Source organism: Mycobacterium colombiense, assembly GCF_003284975.1.
In the GTDB taxonomy this organism is placed as follows: domain Bacteria; phylum Actinomycetota; class Actinomycetes; order Mycobacteriales; family Mycobacteriaceae; genus Mycobacterium; species Mycobacterium europaeum_A.
This window is the reverse complement of the sequence record NZ_QMEU01000092.1, coordinates 1-17,761: the sequence shown is the minus strand read 5'-3', so window position 1 is coordinate 17,761 and position 17,761 is coordinate 1. Positions and strand designations below refer to the sequence as shown.

The 17,761-nt window shown below is 67.7% G+C and carries 18 protein-coding genes and 1 pseudogene; 4 read left to right on the top strand and 15 right to left on the bottom strand.

All coding sequences use genetic code 11. From position 1 onward, the window contains the following. The 13 genes and pseudogenes from DQP58_RS21080 to DQP58_RS21025 form a co-directional block, all read right to left on the bottom strand. A partial coding sequence (locus DQP58_RS21080) for an acylphosphatase (RefSeq protein WP_133259413.1) occupies positions 1 to 883 on the bottom strand: 883 nt, incomplete at its 3' end. Position 884: 1 nt separating this feature from the next. After that, a complete protein-coding gene (locus DQP58_RS21075) occupies positions 885 to 1,148 on the bottom strand; it encodes a HypC/HybG/HupF family hydrogenase formation chaperone (RefSeq protein WP_112710148.1) in 264 nt (87 codons plus the stop codon). 3 nt (positions 1,149 to 1,151) lie between these two features. Then, on the bottom strand, positions 1,152 to 1,643 hold the full coding sequence (locus tag DQP58_RS21070; RefSeq protein WP_112710147.1) for a hydrogenase maturation protease: 492 nt from the start codon (positions 1,641 to 1,643) through the stop codon (positions 1,152 to 1,154). 17 nt (positions 1,644 to 1,660) lie between these two features. Continuing rightward, positions 1,661 to 1,780: a DUF6893 family small protein gene (locus DQP58_RS27675; RefSeq protein ID WP_430916397.1), complete on the bottom strand. Its 120-nt coding sequence runs from the start codon at positions 1,778 to 1,780 to the stop codon at positions 1,661 to 1,663. Then, positions 1,771 to 3,133: pseudogene (locus tag DQP58_RS21065) on the bottom strand (hypothetical protein); the annotation flags it as partial. The pseudogene DQP58_RS21065 and the gene DQP58_RS27675, both read right to left, overlap by 10 nt. Further along, positions 3,130 to 3,771, bottom strand: coding sequence for a DUF6084 family protein (locus tag DQP58_RS21060; RefSeq protein ID WP_112710145.1), 642 nt, complete (start codon positions 3,769 to 3,771; stop codon positions 3,130 to 3,132). The pseudogene DQP58_RS21065 and the gene DQP58_RS21060, both read right to left, overlap by 4 nt. After that, positions 3,768 to 4,412, bottom strand: a complete 645-nt coding sequence (locus tag DQP58_RS21055; protein WP_112710144.1) for a DUF5947 family protein — start codon at positions 4,410 to 4,412, stop codon at positions 3,768 to 3,770. The genes DQP58_RS21060 and DQP58_RS21055 overlap by 4 nt, the downstream gene beginning before the upstream one ends. Before the next feature lie 46 nt (positions 4,413 to 4,458). After that, on the bottom strand, positions 4,459 to 5,388 hold the full coding sequence (locus DQP58_RS21050; protein ID WP_112710143.1) for a NifU family protein: 930 nt from the start codon (positions 5,386 to 5,388) through the stop codon (positions 4,459 to 4,461). Positions 5,389 to 5,446: 58 nt separating this feature from the next. After that, positions 5,447 to 7,246 carry a nickel-dependent hydrogenase large subunit gene (locus DQP58_RS21045; RefSeq protein WP_112710142.1) on the bottom strand — a complete coding sequence of 600 codons (1,800 nt, stop codon included), beginning with the start codon at positions 7,244 to 7,246 and terminating at the stop codon, positions 5,447 to 5,449. Between the two features lie 100 nt (positions 7,247 to 7,346). Next, entirely contained in the window at positions 7,347 to 8,402 is a 1,056-nt protein-coding gene (locus tag DQP58_RS21040; protein ID WP_066870342.1) for a hydrogenase expression protein HypE, read from the bottom strand. Between the two features lie 257 nt (positions 8,403 to 8,659). Continuing rightward, positions 8,660 to 9,433, bottom strand: coding sequence for a hydrogenase nickel incorporation protein HypB (gene hypB / locus DQP58_RS21035; protein WP_112710141.1), 774 nt, complete (start codon positions 9,431 to 9,433; stop codon positions 8,660 to 8,662). 28 nt (positions 9,434 to 9,461) lie between these two features. Continuing rightward, positions 9,462 to 9,797, bottom strand: a complete 336-nt coding sequence (locus tag DQP58_RS21030) for a hydrogenase maturation nickel metallochaperone HypA (protein WP_112710140.1) — start codon at positions 9,795 to 9,797, stop codon at positions 9,462 to 9,464. Between the two features lie 99 nt (positions 9,798 to 9,896). After that, positions 9,897 to 11,009 (bottom strand): HoxN/HupN/NixA family nickel/cobalt transporter, encoded by a 1,113-nt coding sequence (locus DQP58_RS21025; RefSeq protein WP_112710139.1) that lies wholly within the window; start codon positions 11,007 to 11,009, stop codon positions 9,897 to 9,899. A 157-nt stretch (positions 11,010 to 11,166) separates the two neighbouring features. Here DQP58_RS21025 and DQP58_RS21020 point away from each other — a divergent pair, with 157 nt between their 5' ends. Then, positions 11,167 to 11,652 (top strand): Fur family transcriptional regulator, encoded by a 486-nt coding sequence (locus DQP58_RS21020; RefSeq protein WP_112710138.1) that lies wholly within the window; start codon positions 11,167 to 11,169, stop codon positions 11,650 to 11,652. A gap of 2 nt (positions 11,653 to 11,654) precedes the next feature. Here DQP58_RS21020 and mtr read toward each other — a convergent pair whose 3' ends face one another. Further along, positions 11,655 to 13,034 (bottom strand): mycothione reductase, encoded by a 1,380-nt coding sequence (gene mtr, locus DQP58_RS21015; protein ID WP_112710137.1) that lies wholly within the window; start codon positions 13,032 to 13,034, stop codon positions 11,655 to 11,657. A gap of 4 nt (positions 13,035 to 13,038) precedes the next feature. After that, a complete protein-coding gene (locus tag DQP58_RS21010) occupies positions 13,039 to 14,046 on the bottom strand; it encodes an alpha/beta hydrolase (protein ID WP_112710149.1) in 1,008 nt (335 codons plus the stop codon). Between the two features lie 216 nt (positions 14,047 to 14,262). Between DQP58_RS21010 and mqo the strand changes: the two genes are divergently transcribed. The 3 genes from mqo to DQP58_RS20995 form a co-directional block, all read left to right on the top strand. Then, complete coding sequence (mqo, locus tag DQP58_RS21005; protein ID WP_240630015.1) at positions 14,263 to 15,732, top strand: malate dehydrogenase (quinone); 1,470 nt, start codon at positions 14,263 to 14,265, stop codon at positions 15,730 to 15,732. Further along, a complete protein-coding gene (locus tag DQP58_RS21000) occupies positions 15,729 to 16,199 on the top strand; it encodes a GNAT family N-acetyltransferase (RefSeq protein WP_112710135.1) in 471 nt (156 codons plus the stop codon). Before mqo ends, DQP58_RS21000 begins: the two co-directional genes overlap by 4 nt. After that, positions 16,196 to 17,761 (top strand): AAA family ATPase (locus DQP58_RS20995; RefSeq protein WP_112710134.1); only part of this gene is annotated, 1,566 nt, incomplete at its 3' end. The genes DQP58_RS21000 and DQP58_RS20995, both read left to right, overlap by 4 nt.

The window sequence follows — 17,761 nt, the reverse complement described above, 5'->3', positions numbered from 1 at the left end:
CGGCGCTGGCCCGCACCGCGGCCTCGGCGTCGTCGACGCAGGCGTAGCGGCGCGCCACGTCGAGATCGCGGACGAGCATGGCAAAGGGCTTGGCGCCGCGCGCTTTCCGTGCCCGCAGCGCGGCGACCGCGGTTGCGTCGTCGACGGTGCAGGCCAGGTGATAGCCGCCAATGCCCTTGATGGCCACCACCGCGCCGGAGGCCAGCGCGGCCTGGGTGGCGCTCAGTGCCGCGTCGCAGCCGCTCACCCGGCCGGCCGGCGAGGTGAACCACAGTGTCGGCCCGCAGTCCGGGCAGGCGATCGGCTGCGCGTGGAAGCGGCGATCCGCCGGATCGTGGTATTCGGCGGCGCAGCGCGCGCACATGACGAATGCCGACATGGTGGTGGCCGGCCGGTCGTACGGCAGTCGCTCGATGATGGTGAACCGCGGCCCGCAGTTGGTACAGGTCACGAACGGGTGCCGGTAACGCCGGTCGTGCGGATCGAACAGTTCGGCGAGGCAGTCGTCACACACGGCGATGTCGGGCGGGATCGGCGTGGTCGCTCCGGGGGCCAATCGGCTTGGCACGATGCGAAATTCGGGTGTACAGACGGGGTCGACCGCGACGTCGGCGACGTGGACGCCGGTGATCAGCGCCAGGGGCGGCGCCTGCGCCCGCAGCCGGCGCGCGAACTCCGCCACCCGGTCCGGCCGGCCCTGCACCTCGAGAAAGACCGCACCCGACTCGTTGCCGACGAACCCGGCCAGACCCAATTCGGTCGCGATCCGGTGCACGAACGGGCGGAAGCCGACCCCTTGCACCACGCCGGTCACCATGACGCGTCGCCGCACCCGGGTTTCCTCGGGCCGCAACCGCGTCGTGGCTTCGGCAATTTCGGTCATGTCAAGCCTCCGGGCTCAGTGCGGGGTCGGCGCGGCCCCGGCCCATCAACTCCAGCCCGGCCATGGCCTGTTCGGCGCCGGCCTGATCGGTCTTCTCGACGACGAAGCCCATGTGGATGATCACCCAGTCACCGGGCGCGAACGTCTCGTCTGGCAACATGCCGACGTTGACCTTGCGCTGTTCACCGGTGACGTCGACCAGTGCCAGCTGGCCCTCGAAACCGTCCAGCATTCCGATGACCTGGCCGGGTATGCCCAAACACATGGCTCAGCACCCCTTTTCGGTCGACGAGGACGGGTGTAGCGCAGCGACGATCTCTTCGACCGCCCGCGCCGCCCGGGGGACGGCCTGGGCGACCGGCTCGGTCAGGCCGATGCCCTCCTGGACGCTGCCCGCCTCGCACCCGACGACCACGGTGTAGGGCGGGTGGCCGCCCAGGGCCCGCAGGCTGGCGAAGACGGCGGCCGGGTCCATGCTGTGACCGTCCAGGCCGCTCGTCCCGGACGGCCCGTCGTGCTCGGCCTGAAAGACGTGCAACGTGCCGGGATGGCCCCGGCTGGGCACGGCATCGACGAGAACCAGCGTGTCCCACTCCTCGAGCAGGTCATAGGCCAGGTGCATGCCACGGATGCCGTAGTCGATGACCTGAACCGTCGGATCGTCTTGGGGCAGTGCGGCGTTGCGGACCACTTCGGAGCCGAACCCGTCGTCGCCCAGGAAAATGTTGCCGATCCCGGCTACCAGGATGCGCGAAGTCATGGTGGCACCCGCATCGGCTACATCCGCCTCAACTTCAGATAACGGCGGGCATCGGGCACGGATATCGCGCCGAGGGCCACGGCGATCGCGAGGACCAGCGCGACCATGGCGATGAAGATCCAACCGAGGACTTCCATGACGAACTCCTTTCAGGGGTTTGTGCTGTGCTGCGATTGCAGCGGCTCGACTTCGTCGGGGGAGAAGTACAGGTAGCGGCCGTACCAGTCGTGCAGGTCGGCGGCCGGGTCCTCGTCGACGACGACGGCGACGTGCTTGTTGCCCTCGACGTCCTCGTGCACCGACGTGACGCGGGCGGTCTTGCCGGCGACGAAGATGTCCTGGGCGTCGGCGTTGCGCCGCGGTCGCAACCGGACCTTGCTGCCGCGCGCTAGCCGTACCCCGTTCACCAGCACCGCGTCGATCTCGGGGCGAACCGCGTTGTCGGCCAGCGGGTCCCACCAGTCCACGCCGTCGGGAATCTCGGGCACCAGGCCGGGGGAGACCTCGAGTCCGTGCGGATCGCGCAGCACGCCGTGCAGCCGGGCCATGGCCTCGGGCGACATGGCGTCGCATTCGTCGATGATCCGCGCGGCCCGCGGGTCGGTGGCCCGGGCCTGTGCCTTCTCGTCGTCGGTCATGGTCATGACGCGCAAGGTGAGGATTTCGTCGATCTCGGTGCAGTCGTACAGGGGGGTGTCGCTCTGTTCGGCGACCTCGGGGTGGTCGTAGAGGATGATCGGCGAGATCAGCAGCATGTCGTCGGTACCCGGGGGGCCGGCCAGCACTGGGAAGCAGCGATGCTGGGCGCATCGGGACACCGCGTCGGTCGCGCTCCGCGGCGGATCGAGCAACGAGACGAACCGGCCGCCAACCACTTCGGCGATGAGGTGCGTTCCGATCAAGGATCGTGCGATGACTGAATCTTTATCGTCATGTGCGCTCACGGGTGCGCCGGTGTTGGTGATCCGTACCGACACGCGTTGCAGGTCGCCGTCGGGCTGGCTGGTGACGGTCAATACGGCCCGAATCTCGTGGCGTTCGCGGACCAGCCGGCCGCCGTCCAACACCTCGAGGTCGGTTGCCGCCTGTGCCGTCACCGGCAGCGACCAGGTCTGATCGCCGAACGTAAGGGGGCCGAAGGAGACCTCGCACTCCACCGCCTCGTCCCAGGTCAGCCACGATCCGGTCGCGGTGCTCAGCTCGTCGACGGGTTCGAAATCGCCTCCATCGGTGGCCCTTTCGGCCCGCCGGCGCTGCAATTGCAGGAACCGCACCACCAGCGTCAGCGCCCGGGCGCCGTCGACCAAGAACTGTGCGGCAAGGGCATCGTCTTCGCCCAGGCCGGCCTCGGCCGCACCGCTTGGCCCCAAAACCCCGAACTGCCAGCGTGATTGGTTCTTGCTCGACGTCCCCCGGTACGGGTAGAGCAGATAGCCTTCGTAGAGCACCGCGTCGGCGACCGTACGGGCCCGATCCCAACTCGACGTCATCGGGTCACCTCGCGATCGGCGGCATCCAGCAGCGAGGTGACGGCGTCGTCGAAGTCGAGCATCCCGCGGGCCGACTTGTAGCGGGCCAGCTCGGCGATGGTTTCGTGGCTCAGCCGGATCCATCCGCTGTTCGGATAGTGCTGTGCGACCAGGTCGCGCCAGACCGTGACGGGCATCGCGTAGTTGTCCTCGCAGTCCCATGACACCTGCTGCACCGAGAACCCGCGCTCGGAGTTGACGAAAACCGTTCCGCTGAACAGGAACTGCAGGGGCACCGCCCCGTCGCGCAGCGCGTGCAGATATTTCGCGGCGGCCACCTCGAAGTCGTAGGTGCAATCCAGCGGCAGGGTGGCGGTGGTGTGGCCGGTGAAGCCGGGCACCATGGCGGTGCAATGCTGCCAGAGGAAGGTGCGCTGGGTGCTGGCCCAGCGTTCGCGGCCACCGAACAGGTCCATCAGCCCGGCCGCTTCGCCGTCGGAGTAGGAACGGCGCAGCGGCTCGATGCGGACCTGGCAACGCAGGGCGATGGCATGCACCGGGTCGTCGCCGGCCGCGGTGACGGCGACGCGGGCGGTCAGTATCGGGCTGACGGTGTACGGTTCGGCCGTCACGTCCAGCACGTCAAAGCTGATGTTCATGGGAGTGTCTTCACGGCGCGGGCGGCAAGCCGGTCGAAGAAGCCGTCGATGAATTCGCGGGCCTGCTGGCCGCCGTCGAAGCCGCGCCACACCATGCGCAGGCGTCCGACGAATTCGTAGCAGGCGTCGATCGGGACCAAATACGTTTCCGGTTGCGGTAATTCCCCATCCTGGGCGCTGTCGGTGACCCGGACGAGCAGCGCCTCCACGTCATCGGCGAGCAGGTTCACCCTGGGGTCGGCGTCGCGGATGGTCTCCCAGACCTCCATGTCCAGCTCGGATTCGCATGCTCCTGCCGGTCCGGGGTAGAAGGCGACGGTGTGGCCCAGGGTGGAGTTGGTGAAGAAGAAGGCGACCCCCACCGGGATCTGCAGCGCCTCCCACACCAGGCGATCCAGCGCGAAATCGGGAAACGACAGGTACCGGTCGGGCACCGCGCGGTAACGCAGGTCGGCCGCCGAGTCGGTGAACAGCAGATAGCAGGCGCGGCACACGCACATGAGTTGGCGGCCGGTCACATTGACCACGTGCTGGTGCTCGTCGGCGATCGGCTCGGCGCACATCTCGCAGCGTTCGCCCGCGGACTCGCGGGCGCGCCGGTCGCTCCCGATGCGGGCCAGGACGTCGAAGGGACCTGTCATATGCGGCGCTCCTCGGCATCACTTCGTTCTGCATCGTCGGCGGCGGTCATGCCGGCGCGCCCATCGCGTCGGCCCGCAACGCCACCGACAGCAGGCCGTCGCGGGTCAGCAGCGGAATCGGTTCGAGATGAGCGGCCGAACCATCGGCCGCCGCGGTTCCGGCGTGGACGACGTCGAAATCCGTTCCGCAGCCCGCGCAGCGCAGCAGCCGCTCGCGCAGTCGGGAACCCGCCATCGAGGCGGCGCACACCGGGCAGTGATCGCGGTAGGCGAATGTCCGGTCACCGACCCGGCAGGCCAGCAGGGTCACGCCGTCGATGACGAACCCCGCGACATCACCGGGGCCCAGCTCGGCAAGCTCGGGGGCCGCGTGCCAGGTGGTCGGTCCATGCCCGTTCGAATGCACGTGCGCCAGTAGCGATTCGGCGGGGATGACGCTCGCCGGAGCGGTCGTGCCGGTGGCGACCGCCTCGATCGAGGTGACCTCCGGCGCCGCGGCGCGAACCGCGTCCTGCACGGCCAGCTCCAGGGTGACCGCCGACGACGGGCAGCTCTTGCAACTGCCTGCGAACGCCAGCCGTACGCTGAATTCGTCCGGGCGTTCGCCCGGAACGACCTCGAGCAGGTCGACGTCTCCGCCATGCGAACCCAGGTAGGGGCGCACCCGATCCAGCGCATCGGCGACCCTGCGGTGCACGTCGTGCGGATGCAGGCCGTGCACCAGGAGCAGGCTGGCCACCAGGTCGTCGGTGGCCAGCCGCTCGACCAGCCCCCCGTCCGGCCCGGGCTCGGCGGCCATCCGGATGATCCGCTCCAGCCCGGCGCCGTAAAGCCGGACTACCTCGCGAACCAGTTGTTGCGCACGGTCATACGCGGCCGTCCCGCCTGCGGCGCAGGAATCCAGCAGTGTCTGGATCCGATCGCCCGCTGTGCGCCACTGCGTGTCGGTCTCGTGGTTCGCCGGGCGATCCGCCATACCTCACTCCCTCAACGGTGCCGACCCGCTGCGCACGGCGCCGCCGCGCTTGCGATCGTCACGGCTCAACGGGTGACTGGGTCGGCGTGTGCAGTCTGTCCAGGGATTTGCCCTTGCCCAGGTACATGTGCACTCCACACGGCAGGCACGGATCGAAGCTGCGCACCGTGCGCATGACGTCGATCCCCTTGAAGTTGTCCCGGCCGTTCTCCTCGAAGATCGGCTGCCCCTGCACCGCGTCCTCGTACGGGCCCGGGGTGCCAAAACTGTCGCGGGGGTTGGCATTCCACGGTGTGGGCGGGTACGGGTGGTAGTTGGCGATCTTGCCGTCCCGGATCACCATGTGGTGGCTGAGCACGCCGCGCACCGCCTCGGTGAAGCCGCATCCGATGGCCTCGTCGGGCACCTCGAAGCGCTCCCACGTCTTGGTGCGCCCGGCGCGGATCTCCTCGAGCGCCTTCTCGGCGAAGTGCAGAGCGCAGGCCGCCGCATAGGCCTGGAAGTAGGTGCGCGCCCGGTCGCGTTCGATCGTGTTGCTGCCGTACTTGGGGATGTTCCACTCCAATTCGACGGGCCCCTTCAGCGCCGTCTTGGGCAGGTTGATCTTGACGCTGTTGCCGGTCGCCTCGACGTAACCGATGTTGACCAGGCCGGCCAGGGCCGTCGACCACAGCCGGGCCAGCGGGCCGCCGCCGGTGTCCAGCGCCAGGTGGTCCTTGCCGTCGAACCAGCGCGGTGACATCACCCAGCTGTACTTGCCGCCCTCCATGTCGCGCTTCTGCGGGTGCGGGTTGGTGTGCTGGTTCCACGGATGGCGCCGATCCACCGAGTTGCCCAGCGGATCGGTCTTGACGAACATCTCCTGGTCGGTCCAGTCGTCGTAATACGAACTCCCCAGGAGGATTCGGATGCCCAGGTTGATGTCCACCAGCGAATGGGTGACCAGCTTGCCGTCCACCACCACGCCCGGGGTGACGAACATGGCGTTGCCCCAGCGCTCCATGTCCTTGTACTCGAAGTTGCACACCTCGGGGTCCTGGAAGGAGCCCCAGCAGCCCAGTAGGGTCCGGCGCAGCCCGACCTTCTCGTAACCGGGCAGGGCCTCGTAGAAGAAGTCGAACAAATCGTCGTGCATGGGCACGACCTTCTTCATGAACTCGACGTACCGCATCAGGCGCGTCATGTAGTCGGTCATCAGCTGGACGGTCGCAACGGTGCCGACCCCGCCGGGGTAGAGCGTCGACGGGTGCACGTGGCGGCCTTCCATCAGGCAGAACATCTCTCGCGTCCAGCGGCTGACCACCAGCGCCTCGCGGTAGAACTCACCGCTGAACGGGTTGAGCGAGCGCATGATGTCCGCGATCGTGGAGTACCCGTGTGCGTCGGCGTGCGGGGCGGGCGTCTTCTCGGCCAGCGACAGGACGCTCGGATTGGTCTCGGAGACCATCTTCTCGCAGAAGTCCACGCCGACCAGGTTCTCCTGGAAGATGTTGTGGTCGAACATGTATTCCGCGGCCTCGCCGAGGTTGACGATCCACTCGCCCAGATGTGGCGGCTTGACGCCATAGGCCATGTTCTGCGTGTAGCACGAACAGGTGGCGTGGTTGTCACCGCAGATACCGCAGATGCGGCTGGTGATGAAGTGGGCGTCGCGAGGATCTTTGCCCTTCATGAAGATCGAGTAACCGCGGAAGATCGACGAGGTGCTGTGGCACTCGACGACTTCTTTGTTCTCGAAGTCGATCTTGGTGTAGATGCCCAGGCTGCCCACGATCCTGGTGATGGGGTCCCAGGCCATGTCGACCAGTTGGCCAGGTTCCCGCTTGGCTTGGGTGGATTCAGGGCTGATGGTTGTCATCGCGTTACTTCTTCCCGCTGTGGCTGCTTCCGCGTCGGCTGATGCGGCGACGGCTCTTCGGCTACGAATGTGAAAAGAGCGCACCGACCCGGTAGGTGACCTACCAGGTGCGGCGCGCTCCAGTGGTGAGTTGGTCGCCGTTGTGGCGCCACCGCGGCTCCTTGTCGACGGTGCGTTCCGTGATACCCCTCAGACTGCGAATCACGGCTCCGTACAAGCCCGACGCGGTGCTCGAGATCTTGCCGCCCGGCGGCTCGTCCATGAACGGCATGAACTTGTCCGGGAACCCCGGCATGGTGCAGCCAATGCAGATCCCGCCGACGTTGGGGCAACCCCCGACGCCGTTGATCCATCCGCGCTTGGGCACATTGCATTTGACGACGGGTCCCCAACAGCCAAGTTTTACAATGCATTTCGGCGATCCGTACTCGGTGGCGAAGTCGCCCTGCTCGTAGTAGCCGGCTCGGTCGCAGCCCTCGTGCACGGTCTTGCCGAACAGCCACTGTGGCCGTAGCGCGTCGTCGAGCGGGATCATCGGTGCCTGACCGGTCGCCATGTACAGCAGGTAGGTCAACGTCTCCGACAGGTTGTCCGGGTGGATCGGGCAGCCCGGCACGCACACGATCGGGATGCCCGCCTTGCTCTTCCAGTCCCAGCCCAGGTAGTCTGGCACGCCCATCGCCCCCGTCGGGTTGCCGGCCATCGCGTGGATGCCCCCGTAGGTGGCGCAGGTCCCCACCGCCACGATGGCGGTGGCCTTGGGCGCCAACCGGTCGAGCCACTCACTGGTGGTCATCGGCTGCCCGGTGGCGGGGTCGTTGCCGAAGCCGCACCAGTAGCCCTCGTCCTTGATCTTCTCGTTCGGGATGGAGCCTTCGACCACGAGCACAAAGGGTTCCAGCTCGCCGCGATCGGCTTTGAAGAACCACTCCAGGAAGTCGTCCGCGCCCCCGTTGGGTCCGCATTCGAAGTCGATCAGGGGCCAGTGCACCGCGACCTGGGGAAGTCCGGGCAACGCTCCCAAGGCGATCTCCTCGACGCTGGGCTGGGTGGCAGCAGTCAATGCCACCGAATCACCGTCACAACTGAGGCCCGCGTTTATCCATAGAACATGGATCAATGTTTGTTCTGCCTTGACTGCTGCTTCCGTTGGCATGCTGCAGCTTTCCGGAGCCGGGCTGAGGCTCCTGGCGCCGCCGGAGTCGACCGTCGGCCCACTTGCGCAGCGCTATTTTTTGGGTCTACTCCCGCAATTGGGCGTTGTCAACGGTTCGACATTACTGATTAGTAGGCACGTGTTGGACAGTAACGAAAAGCCCTGTCGCGCTTGGCTGATCCGCCGCGACGGGTGAGTCGAAACGGGGCGTTCCTCCTGCGAATGTTTCGCAGGTGTGCGCGGGCGGGCGGCGCCGTTCAGTCCTCATCCGTGACGAAGCGCCGCAGCCAGCCGAACCATGCGGCCATACCATCGCCGGTGCGGGCACTGACCGGCAAGATCGACGCTGTCGCATTGACTTTGCGGACGTGGGCGATGTAGGTGTCGACGTCCACGTCCAGGTGGGGCACCAGGTCGATCTTGTTCAGCAGCACCACGTCGACCGCCCGGAACATCACCGGATACTTCAGTGGTTTGTCCTCGCCCTCGGTCACCGAGTAGACCATGGCCTTGGCGTGTTCGCCGACGTCGAATTCCGCCGGACAGACCAGATTGCCGACGTTCTCGATGACCACCAAATCCAGCGCGGCCAGGTCGAGGCCGGGCAGTGCCCGGTTGACCATGGGCGCGTCGAGGTGGCACTCGCCACCAAATCCGTTGCTGGTGTTGAGCAGTGACACCTGGGCGCCGCGACCTCTGAGCTTGGCCGCGTCCAGGTCGGTGGCGATATCGCCCTCGATCACCCCGATGGCCAGGTCGCGGGCGAGTTCGTCGAGGGTGGCCTGCAGGATGGTGGTCTTGCCGGAGCCCGGCGAGCTCATCAGGTTCAGGGTGCGTACCCCGTTGCGCTCGAACGCCGCCCGATTGGCGTCGGCCAGCATGTCGTTCTCGGCGAAGATCGCCTCCAGCACCTCGACGCGCTGGCCGCCGGTCTGATAGCGGCTGTGGTCGCCGCGGTCGTGGTCGTGCGGGAGGTCATCGTGGGAGTGGGCGTGCACGGTCCCGTCGTCGTGCCGATGAAATCTACCCATCGTCAACGCCTTTCACGAGACATCTTTTTCATGACACGTCCAGCGAGGTCACCAGGAATTCGTTGCCGCGCAGCACCTCGACGTCGGGACTGTCACACCGCGGACACCAGATCGACCATGGCGAGGTGATCTCGGACTGCCCGCCGCAGGCGCGGCAGCGGACTTCGGCGCTGACGCATTCGAGTTCCAGTTCGGCGTCCGGCATGTCCTCGGCGTCGCGGACAAGCGTCCAGCAGAAGGACAGCGACTCGGGAACCACCTGGCGCAGCGCACCGACGCGCACCCGCACCACGTCGACGTGGCGGCCGTCGGCGTGATCCCGGACCACACCGGCGATCGCTTCGCACAGCGACAGCTCGTGCATCGCCGATCACCGGCGATCCGCGAGCCGGGCGCAGGCCAACGAGCCCATGAGCACTGTTCTACACCCGAACGGCGTTTTACGGTCGGGCTCTTGGTCGACTCAGGAGGTCCACTTCTCTTCGATGCGTCCGTAGCGCCAGACGAGAAGGGCCACCGCCCAGGTGGCGACGAACATGGCGACGACGATGTAGCCGATCGCGTTGAGGTCCAGCCCGCCGATCCAGCTCCAGAACGCGCCCCGCCAACCGAACTGGTCGGCGAACAGGACGAGCAGTTCGACGCTGCCGATCAGCAGCGCGACCGCCACCGACAGCGCGGTGATGGTGATGTTGTAGTAGATCTTGCGCACCGGGTTGGAAAAGGCCCAGCCGTAGGCGAAATTCATGAACGAGCCGTCGATGGTGTCCAGCAGGCACATGCCCGCGGTGAACAGCACCGGCAGGCACATGATGGCGTACCAGGGCAGGCCGGCCGCGGCGCTGGTGCCGGCCAGCACCAGGAGGGCGATCTCGGTGGCGGTGTCGAAACCGAGCCCGAACAACAGCCCGACGGGGTAGCAGTGCCAGGACTTGGTGATCGACTTGGTGATGCGGCCGAGCAACCGGTTGATCAGTCCACGGTTGTGCAGTTGGCGTTCCAGCTCGGCCGCGTCGGTGTCGGGGTCGTATTCGCCCCGGCGCAGTCGGGTGAACACCCGCAGGATGCCGACCAGCACGACGATGTTGAGCAGGGCGATGGCGTAGAGGAACACGCCCGATACGCTGGTGCCGATCAGCCCGGTGTAGTGGTGCAGCGTCGAGGAGTCATCCTCGACCGGGCCGACGACCGTCTTGACCCCGCACGCCAGCAACAGAGCCAACCCGAACACCACGGTGGAGTGGCCCAGGGAAAAGAAGAAGCCCACCGCCAGCGGGCGCTGCCCATCGTTCATCAGCTTGCGGGTGGTGTTGTCGATGGCGGCGATATGGTCGGCGTCGAACGCGTGCCGCATGCCCAGGGTGTAGGCCGTCAGTCCGATCCCGACACCAAATGCCTTGCCGCCCAAGCTGTATTGGGCCGGTGCCACGAACAGGATCATGGTGAGCCAGCCCAGCAGGTGTAGCGCGACGATCACCGCCAGCATCACGGCCAGCCGCCACCACTCCGCCCGCGTCAGGGCACCGCGGAGCCTGCTCGTTCGTGACGGCCGCCGGTCGATCTCGGTGCTGGCCACGGGGGTCCTTCCGGCGCGTCCTTGCGGTATCGGCTAAGACAACCGGCACGACTGTAAGTACCGCGGCTCGCCAGATGCAAGTGAGTCGCAGGAATTCGCGTACCGCCGATCGCGCCGGGGACTGGCGATCCAGCCGCATGGGGACGACACTGAACCGGTGGCGCCCAACCCGTCGGTACTGGATGCGTCGGTCACCGAGCGGATCGGCGATCTGCTGCGCGCCCGGGGGCTGCGGCGGATGGCCTCGCGAATTCAGGTGCTGGCGGTGCTCGAGCCCGTCAACGGTCACCTGCCGGTCGCCGAGATCGACAAGCGGCTGCGCGAATGCCTGCCGCCCGGCACCCATGCGCCCGACGTGGCGACCGTCTACCGCACGGTGACGACGCTGGTCGATCAGGGGGTGCTGCACGCGTTGACACTCGACGGCGGCGTGACGACCTACGGACTGGCCACCGCGCCGCACCATCACGCGGTATGTACGAACTGCGGCACCATCATCGAGGTGCCCGCGCGGCAGCTGAGTTCGGCGCTCGAGCACGCGATGGCGGGCAGTTCCTTCGCGCTCTCGGAGGCGGCGGGGCTGACGTTGCACGGCCTGTGCCCGCAGTGCCAGAACGACGAGGGCGACGCGCGCTCGCGCTGAGGTCAACGCAGGCCCAGTAGGGCGTTCTCCACCACCTCGGGCAGCGCCGGATGGATCCAGTACTGGCCGCGGGCCATCTCCGGCGCGGTCAGTCCGAAGCTCATGGCCTGGACCAACGGCTGGATGATCGACGATGCCTGGGTTCCCATGATATGCGCGCCCAGCAGCCGCCCGGTGCCGCGCTCGGCGAGGAGCTTGACGATCCCGGTGGTGTCCTCCGACGCCCAGCCGTAGGCGACGTCGGCGTAATCCTGAATCTTGGTCGAGACCTTGAAACCCGCTGCGATGGCTTCATTTTCGGTCAGTCCGACATAGGCGATCTGCGGATCGGTGAATACCGCCGACGGCACGTAGCGGTGGTCGGTGAGAGCCATCGCGTCGGTGTCGTCCCAGTCGCAGAGCAGGTTGTGCTGCACGACGCGCGCCTCGTGGTTGGCGACGTGCTTGAGCTGATACGGCGAGGAGACGTCACCGAGGGCGAAAACCCCACGCGCCGTGGTGCGCTGGTAACAGTCGACGGCCACCAAGCCGTCCTCGACGGCCACACCGGCCTGCTCGAGGTCGAGTCGATCGGCGTTGGACACCCGCCCGGTCGCCACCAGCAGCGCGTCGGCGTGCACCGTGTGCCCGTTGTCGAGTTCCACCGCGACGCCCGAGCCCTGGTTCTCGGCGCCTACGACGTTGCGGTGGGTGTGCAGCTCCCATTTGCTCGACGCGATGCGGGTGAAGCGCTTGCACACGACGTCGTCGCAATGCCGCAGCAGGGCAGAGCCCCGGACCACCAGGGTGACCCGCGAGCCCAGCGAGGAGAAGATGTGGGCGAATTCGGCTGCCACGAAGCCGCCCCCGACGATCACCAGATGCTCGGGCAGCTCCGAGATTCGCATGATGGTGTCGCTGGTGTAGTACCGGGCGCCGCACTCGAGGATCGCCGGGGGCACCACCGCCCGTGCGCCGGCGGCGATCACCACCTGGTCGGCCGCGAATTCGTCGCCCGCATCGGTGCGCAACAGGTAGCGGCCGTCGGCCTGCACGCCACCGAATCGGGTGTGCTGCTTGTAGACATCGATGTTGGGTGATGCGTTCCGATAATCCTCACCGCTGACCCCGATCGGGTCGATGCGCCCGAAGACGCGCGAGACGATGTCGTCCCAGCGCACCCGGTCGATGCGTGCGTCGATGCCGAAACGCGCCGCGTCCCGGATGGTCTGGGCGACCTCTGCGGCATAGACGAACATCTTCGTCGGAATGCACCCGACGTTCAGGCAGGTGCCGCCGAACGTGCCCTCTTCGCAGATCGCCACCCGCTTTTCGGCGAAACTTTCATCGAGAATGCTGTTGCCCGAGCCGGTTCCGATGATCGCGACATCGTAAGTCTCCAAGCCGTCACCCCTTTCGCAGCGATGCCGAGGCGTCGTTGTCGGCGCGCAGGTAGCCGTCCAGCCAGAGGTCCAGCTCCCGATAGGCGACTTCGCGCGGCCCCTGCAGCGACAAGAACACGTCGTGCTTGGCGTCGGGCACCGGAACGACGCTGCCGCGGTTGCCGATACAGCCGGCCCAGCGGGCGATCTGGGTGACGTCGAGGACCGCGTCACCGCGCTGCATGGCCGCCGAATCGGTGCTTTCGTGCACACTGTGATCCGAGCGCAGGATCAGGTTGGGCACACCGACGTCCAGGCCGCGATGCAGCCGGGCCTGGCCGCGGCGGATGGCGTGCAGCCAACCGAAGGTGATGGGGAAGCCGCCGACCGGTTTCCACTGCAGGTCGTAGTCGAACTCGCCGTCGTAGTCGCGGTGCAAGGTGGTGCCGTAGCCACCCTCGCCCGGCGACCGGGCCACCCCCTTGGACCGCACCCGGGACAGGCCCGCGATCAGCGCCACCGTCACGGAATGCCGCAGGATGGGCGGCCCGGGCAGCTCCAAGAACGGGCTGTTGAGCACCAGACCGCGAACGGCCGCGTGGGCGGCCGGGTTTCGTCGGCGCAGCCGGTCCAGCCACAGCGACACGATGAGCCCACCCGCGGAATGCGCGTACACCAGCACCTGGCCGTGTTCTGCGACCGCGGCCAGCGCCTGATCGAGTTCGGTCTCGTAGTTGGTGAGGTCGGTGATGAAGTGCGGCGTCTGGCCGTCGCGCCGCGACCGCCCACACTTGTGCAGATCCAGCGCGTAGAACGTGAAGCCACGGGCCGCGAAATGGTCGGCCAGTTCGGTGTGGAAGAAGTAGTCGGTGTAACCGTGCACCGCGAGCACGGCGCGCCCATCACCCCGCCGACCCGACTGCCGAGACTCGGGGCCGCGCCGTATCAGGGTCGCGACGATGTCGCCCTCGCCGGCCGGATCGGACCCGTGGGCGATGGTGCGCTGCCAATAACCGGGGAGGACATCGGGCACCCAGCCGGTCGCTTCGCCGGTCACCCCGCCAGTCACCCCGCCTTTCACCAAGCCAGCTTAGAGCTTTTGCTGGCCACGGGGCGCCGGACGCCGTTCGCGGCGACTTTGCCTCGGGATAACCTGAGGATCGGCCCAGTCGAGGGAAGGACCAGCAAGCCGGTGTCAGCGCTAGCCACAACCACGCGAACGGACGTCGTGCTGGTGGGCGCGGGCATCATGAGCGCGACGCTGGGAGCGTTGCTGCGCCGGCTGCAGCCGGACTGGTCGATGACCTTCGTGGAGCGCCTGGACGCCGTGGCCGCCGAGAGCAGCAGCCCCTGGAACAATGCCGGCACCGGGCATTCGGCGCTGTGCGAACTGAACTACACGCCGCAGCGCGCCGACGGCTCGATCGACATCAGCAAAGCGGTGCGCATCAACGAGCAATTTCAGGTGACACGCCAGTTCTGGGCCTACGCCGTCGAGAACGGCATCCTGACCGATCGAGGATTCCTCACCGCGATCCCGCACGCGAGCTTCGTGCGCGGCGCGCAGCGCGTCGACTACCTCCGGCGACGGCAACGGGCCCTGGCGCCCAACCCGCTGTTCGCCGGCATCGAACTGATCGAGGACCCCGGTGAGTTCGCCCGCCGGCTACCGTTCATGTCCGCCGGGCGCGACTTCTCCGAACCGACGGCGCTGAACTGGGCCGCCCACGGCACCGACGTCGACTTCGGCGCCCTGTCACGGCAACTCGTCGGGTTCTGCGTGCGCAGCGGTGCGACCGCGTTGTTCGGTCACGAGGTCCGCAACCTGTCCCGCCAGCCCGACGGCACCTGGACGCTGCTGGTCCGCAACCGGCGCACCGGCGAAAAGCACCGGCTGAACGCAAAATTCGTCTTCATCGGGGCCGGCGGTGACGCGCTGCCGCTGTTGCAGAAGTCCGGCATCGGCGAGGTGAGAGGTTTCGCGGGATTCCCGATCGGCGGGCGGTTCCTGCGCGCCGACAACCCGGCGCTGACCGCCGCGCATCGCGCCAAGGTATACGGCGTGCCCGCGCCGGGCGCCCCGCCGCTGGGTGCGCTGCATCTCGACCTGCGTTACGTCAACGGCAAGCCGTGGCTGGTGTTCGGCCCGTACGCCGGCTGGTCGCCGAAGTTCTTGAAACACGGCCACTTCACCGATCTGCCCCGTTCGGTCAAGCCGAACAACCTGGCCTCTCTGGTCGGCGTCGGCATCACGCAGCTGACACTGGTCAGGTACCTGATCGGCCAGCTGCGGCTGTCCGCCCCGGACCGGCTGCGCATGCTGCGCGAATTCGCCCCCAGCGCACAGGGTTCGGATTGGGAGCCGACGGTGGCCGGTCAGCGGGTTCAGGTGATTCGGCGGGACAAACGCAAGGGCGGGGTGCTCGACTTCGACACCACGGTAGTGGGTGCGGCCGACGGAAGCATCGCGGGCCTGCTCGGCGGCTCTCCGGGGGCGTCAACCGCCGTGCCGATCATGCTCGGTGTGCTGCAACGCTGTTTTGCCACCCGTTTTCAGTCGTGGCTGCCCGCGCTCAAAGAGATGGTCCCGTCGCTGGGGGTGACGCTGTCGGATGAGCCGTCGCTGTACGACGAAGTCTTTTCCTGGGGAACGGGGGTCTTGGGGTTGAGTGATGCGGGCGTAGCTCCCGCAAGCGATGAGGAGGAGCGGCGCCAGTGACAGAAGCACTGCGACGTATTTGGGCCAAAGATCTTGACGCTCAAACGCTTTACGAGTTACTCAAGCTGAGGGTGGAGGTGTTCGTCGTCGAACAGGCGATCCCGTATCCGGAGCTGGACGGGCGGGACCTGCTGGCCGAAACCCGGCACTTCTGGCTGGAAACGCAGGACGGCCAGGTGATCTCCACCCTGCGGCTGATGGAGGAGCACGCCGGGGGTGAAAAGGCGTTCCGGATCGGGCGACTGTGTACAAAACGCAATGCGCGCGGTCAGGGCCACACCACCCGGCTGCTGCGCGCGGCGCTGGCCGAGGTGGGCGACTACCCGTGCCGGATCAACGCGCAGACGTATCTGGCGGACATGTACGCCCAGCACGGATTCGTGCGCGACGGCGACGATTTCCTCGACGACGGCGTTCCGCACGTGCCCATGCTGCGGCCCGGTTCGGGATTGGCGGCCAAGCCGTGAAGCCCTACCCGTTCAGCGCGATCGTCGGGCACGATCAGCTGCGCCTGGCGCTGTTGCTGTGCGCCGTGCGCCCGGAGATCGGCGGCGCGCTGATCCGCGGCGAGAAGGGCACCGCCAAGTCGACGGCCGTGCGCGGCCTCGCGGCGTTGCTGTCCGACGCCACCGGCAGCGACGCCGGGCTGGTCGAAATGCCGCTCGGGGCAACCGAAGACCGGGTGATCGGCTCGCTGGACCTGCAGCGGGTGCTGCGCGACGGCGAGCACGCGTTCTCGCCGGGTCTGCTGGCCCGCGCGCACGGCGGGGTGCTGTACGTCGACGAGGTCAACCTGCTGCATGACCACCTCGTCGACGTGCTGCTCGACGCCGCGGCGATGGGCCGGGTACACATCGAACGCGACGGCATCTCCCACTCGCATGAGGCCAGGTTCGTGTTGATCGGCACCATGAATCCCGAAGAGGGCGAACTGCGTCCGCAACTGTTGGACCGGTTCGGGCTCACCGTCGACGTCCACGCCTCGCGCGACGTCGACGTGCGGGTGCAGGTCATCCGGCAGCGGATGGCCTACGAGGCCGACCCGGAGGGTTTCGCCGAGCGTTACGCCGACGCCGATGCCGAGCTGGCCCGGCGCATCGCCGCGGCGCGCGCGCTCGTCGACGATGTGGTGTTGCCCGACAACGAATTACGGCGCATCGCGGCGCTGTGCGCGGCGTTCGACGTCGATGGGATGCGTGCCGATCTGGTGGTGGCCCGCACCGCCGTCGCGCATGCCGCCTGGCGCGGCGCGGACACCGTCGGGGAATCCGACATCCGGGTGGCCGCCGAACTGGCGTTGCCGCATCGGCGCCGCCGCGACCCGTTCGACGACCCGGGCATCGACCGCGACCAGCTGGACGAGGCCCTGGCGCGGGCCGGTTCCGACTCCAGCCCCGACCCCGATCCCGACCCGTCCGGCGGTGGTCAGTCCACCGACGCGAAAGAAACGGCGCTGCAACAGAACTCGGCACGGGACGGCAAGCCGCCGCCGAAGACCAGGCCCAGCGCGCCGCCGTCGAAAACCTTTCCCACCCGCGCGCTGCGGGTTCCCGGTGTCGGCGAGGGTGCGCCCGGGCGGCGATCCCGGGCCCGCAACGCCAGCGGCAGCGTCATCGCCGCCACCGACGCGGACGATGCGAGCTGCGGCGACGGGCTGCACCTGTTCGCCACCCTCCTGTCGGCCGCCGAGCGTGCCGGTGCCGGGCCGTTGCGGCCCCAGCCCGACGATCTGCGCCGCGCGGTGCGCGAGGGCCGCGAAGGCAATCTGGTGATCTTCGTCGTGGACGCGTCGGGTTCGATGGCCGCCCGCGATCGCATGGCCGCGGTCGGAGGCGCCACGCTGTCGCTGCTGCGCGACGCATATCAGCGACGCGACAAGGTCGCCGTGATCACGTTCCGCCACCAGGAGGCAAGGCTGCTGTTGCCGCCGACCTCGTCGGCGCACATCGCCGGGCGGCGGCTGGCGCGGTTCGACACCGGCGGCAAGACCCCGCTGGCCGAGGGCCTGCTGGCCGCGCGCAAGCTCATC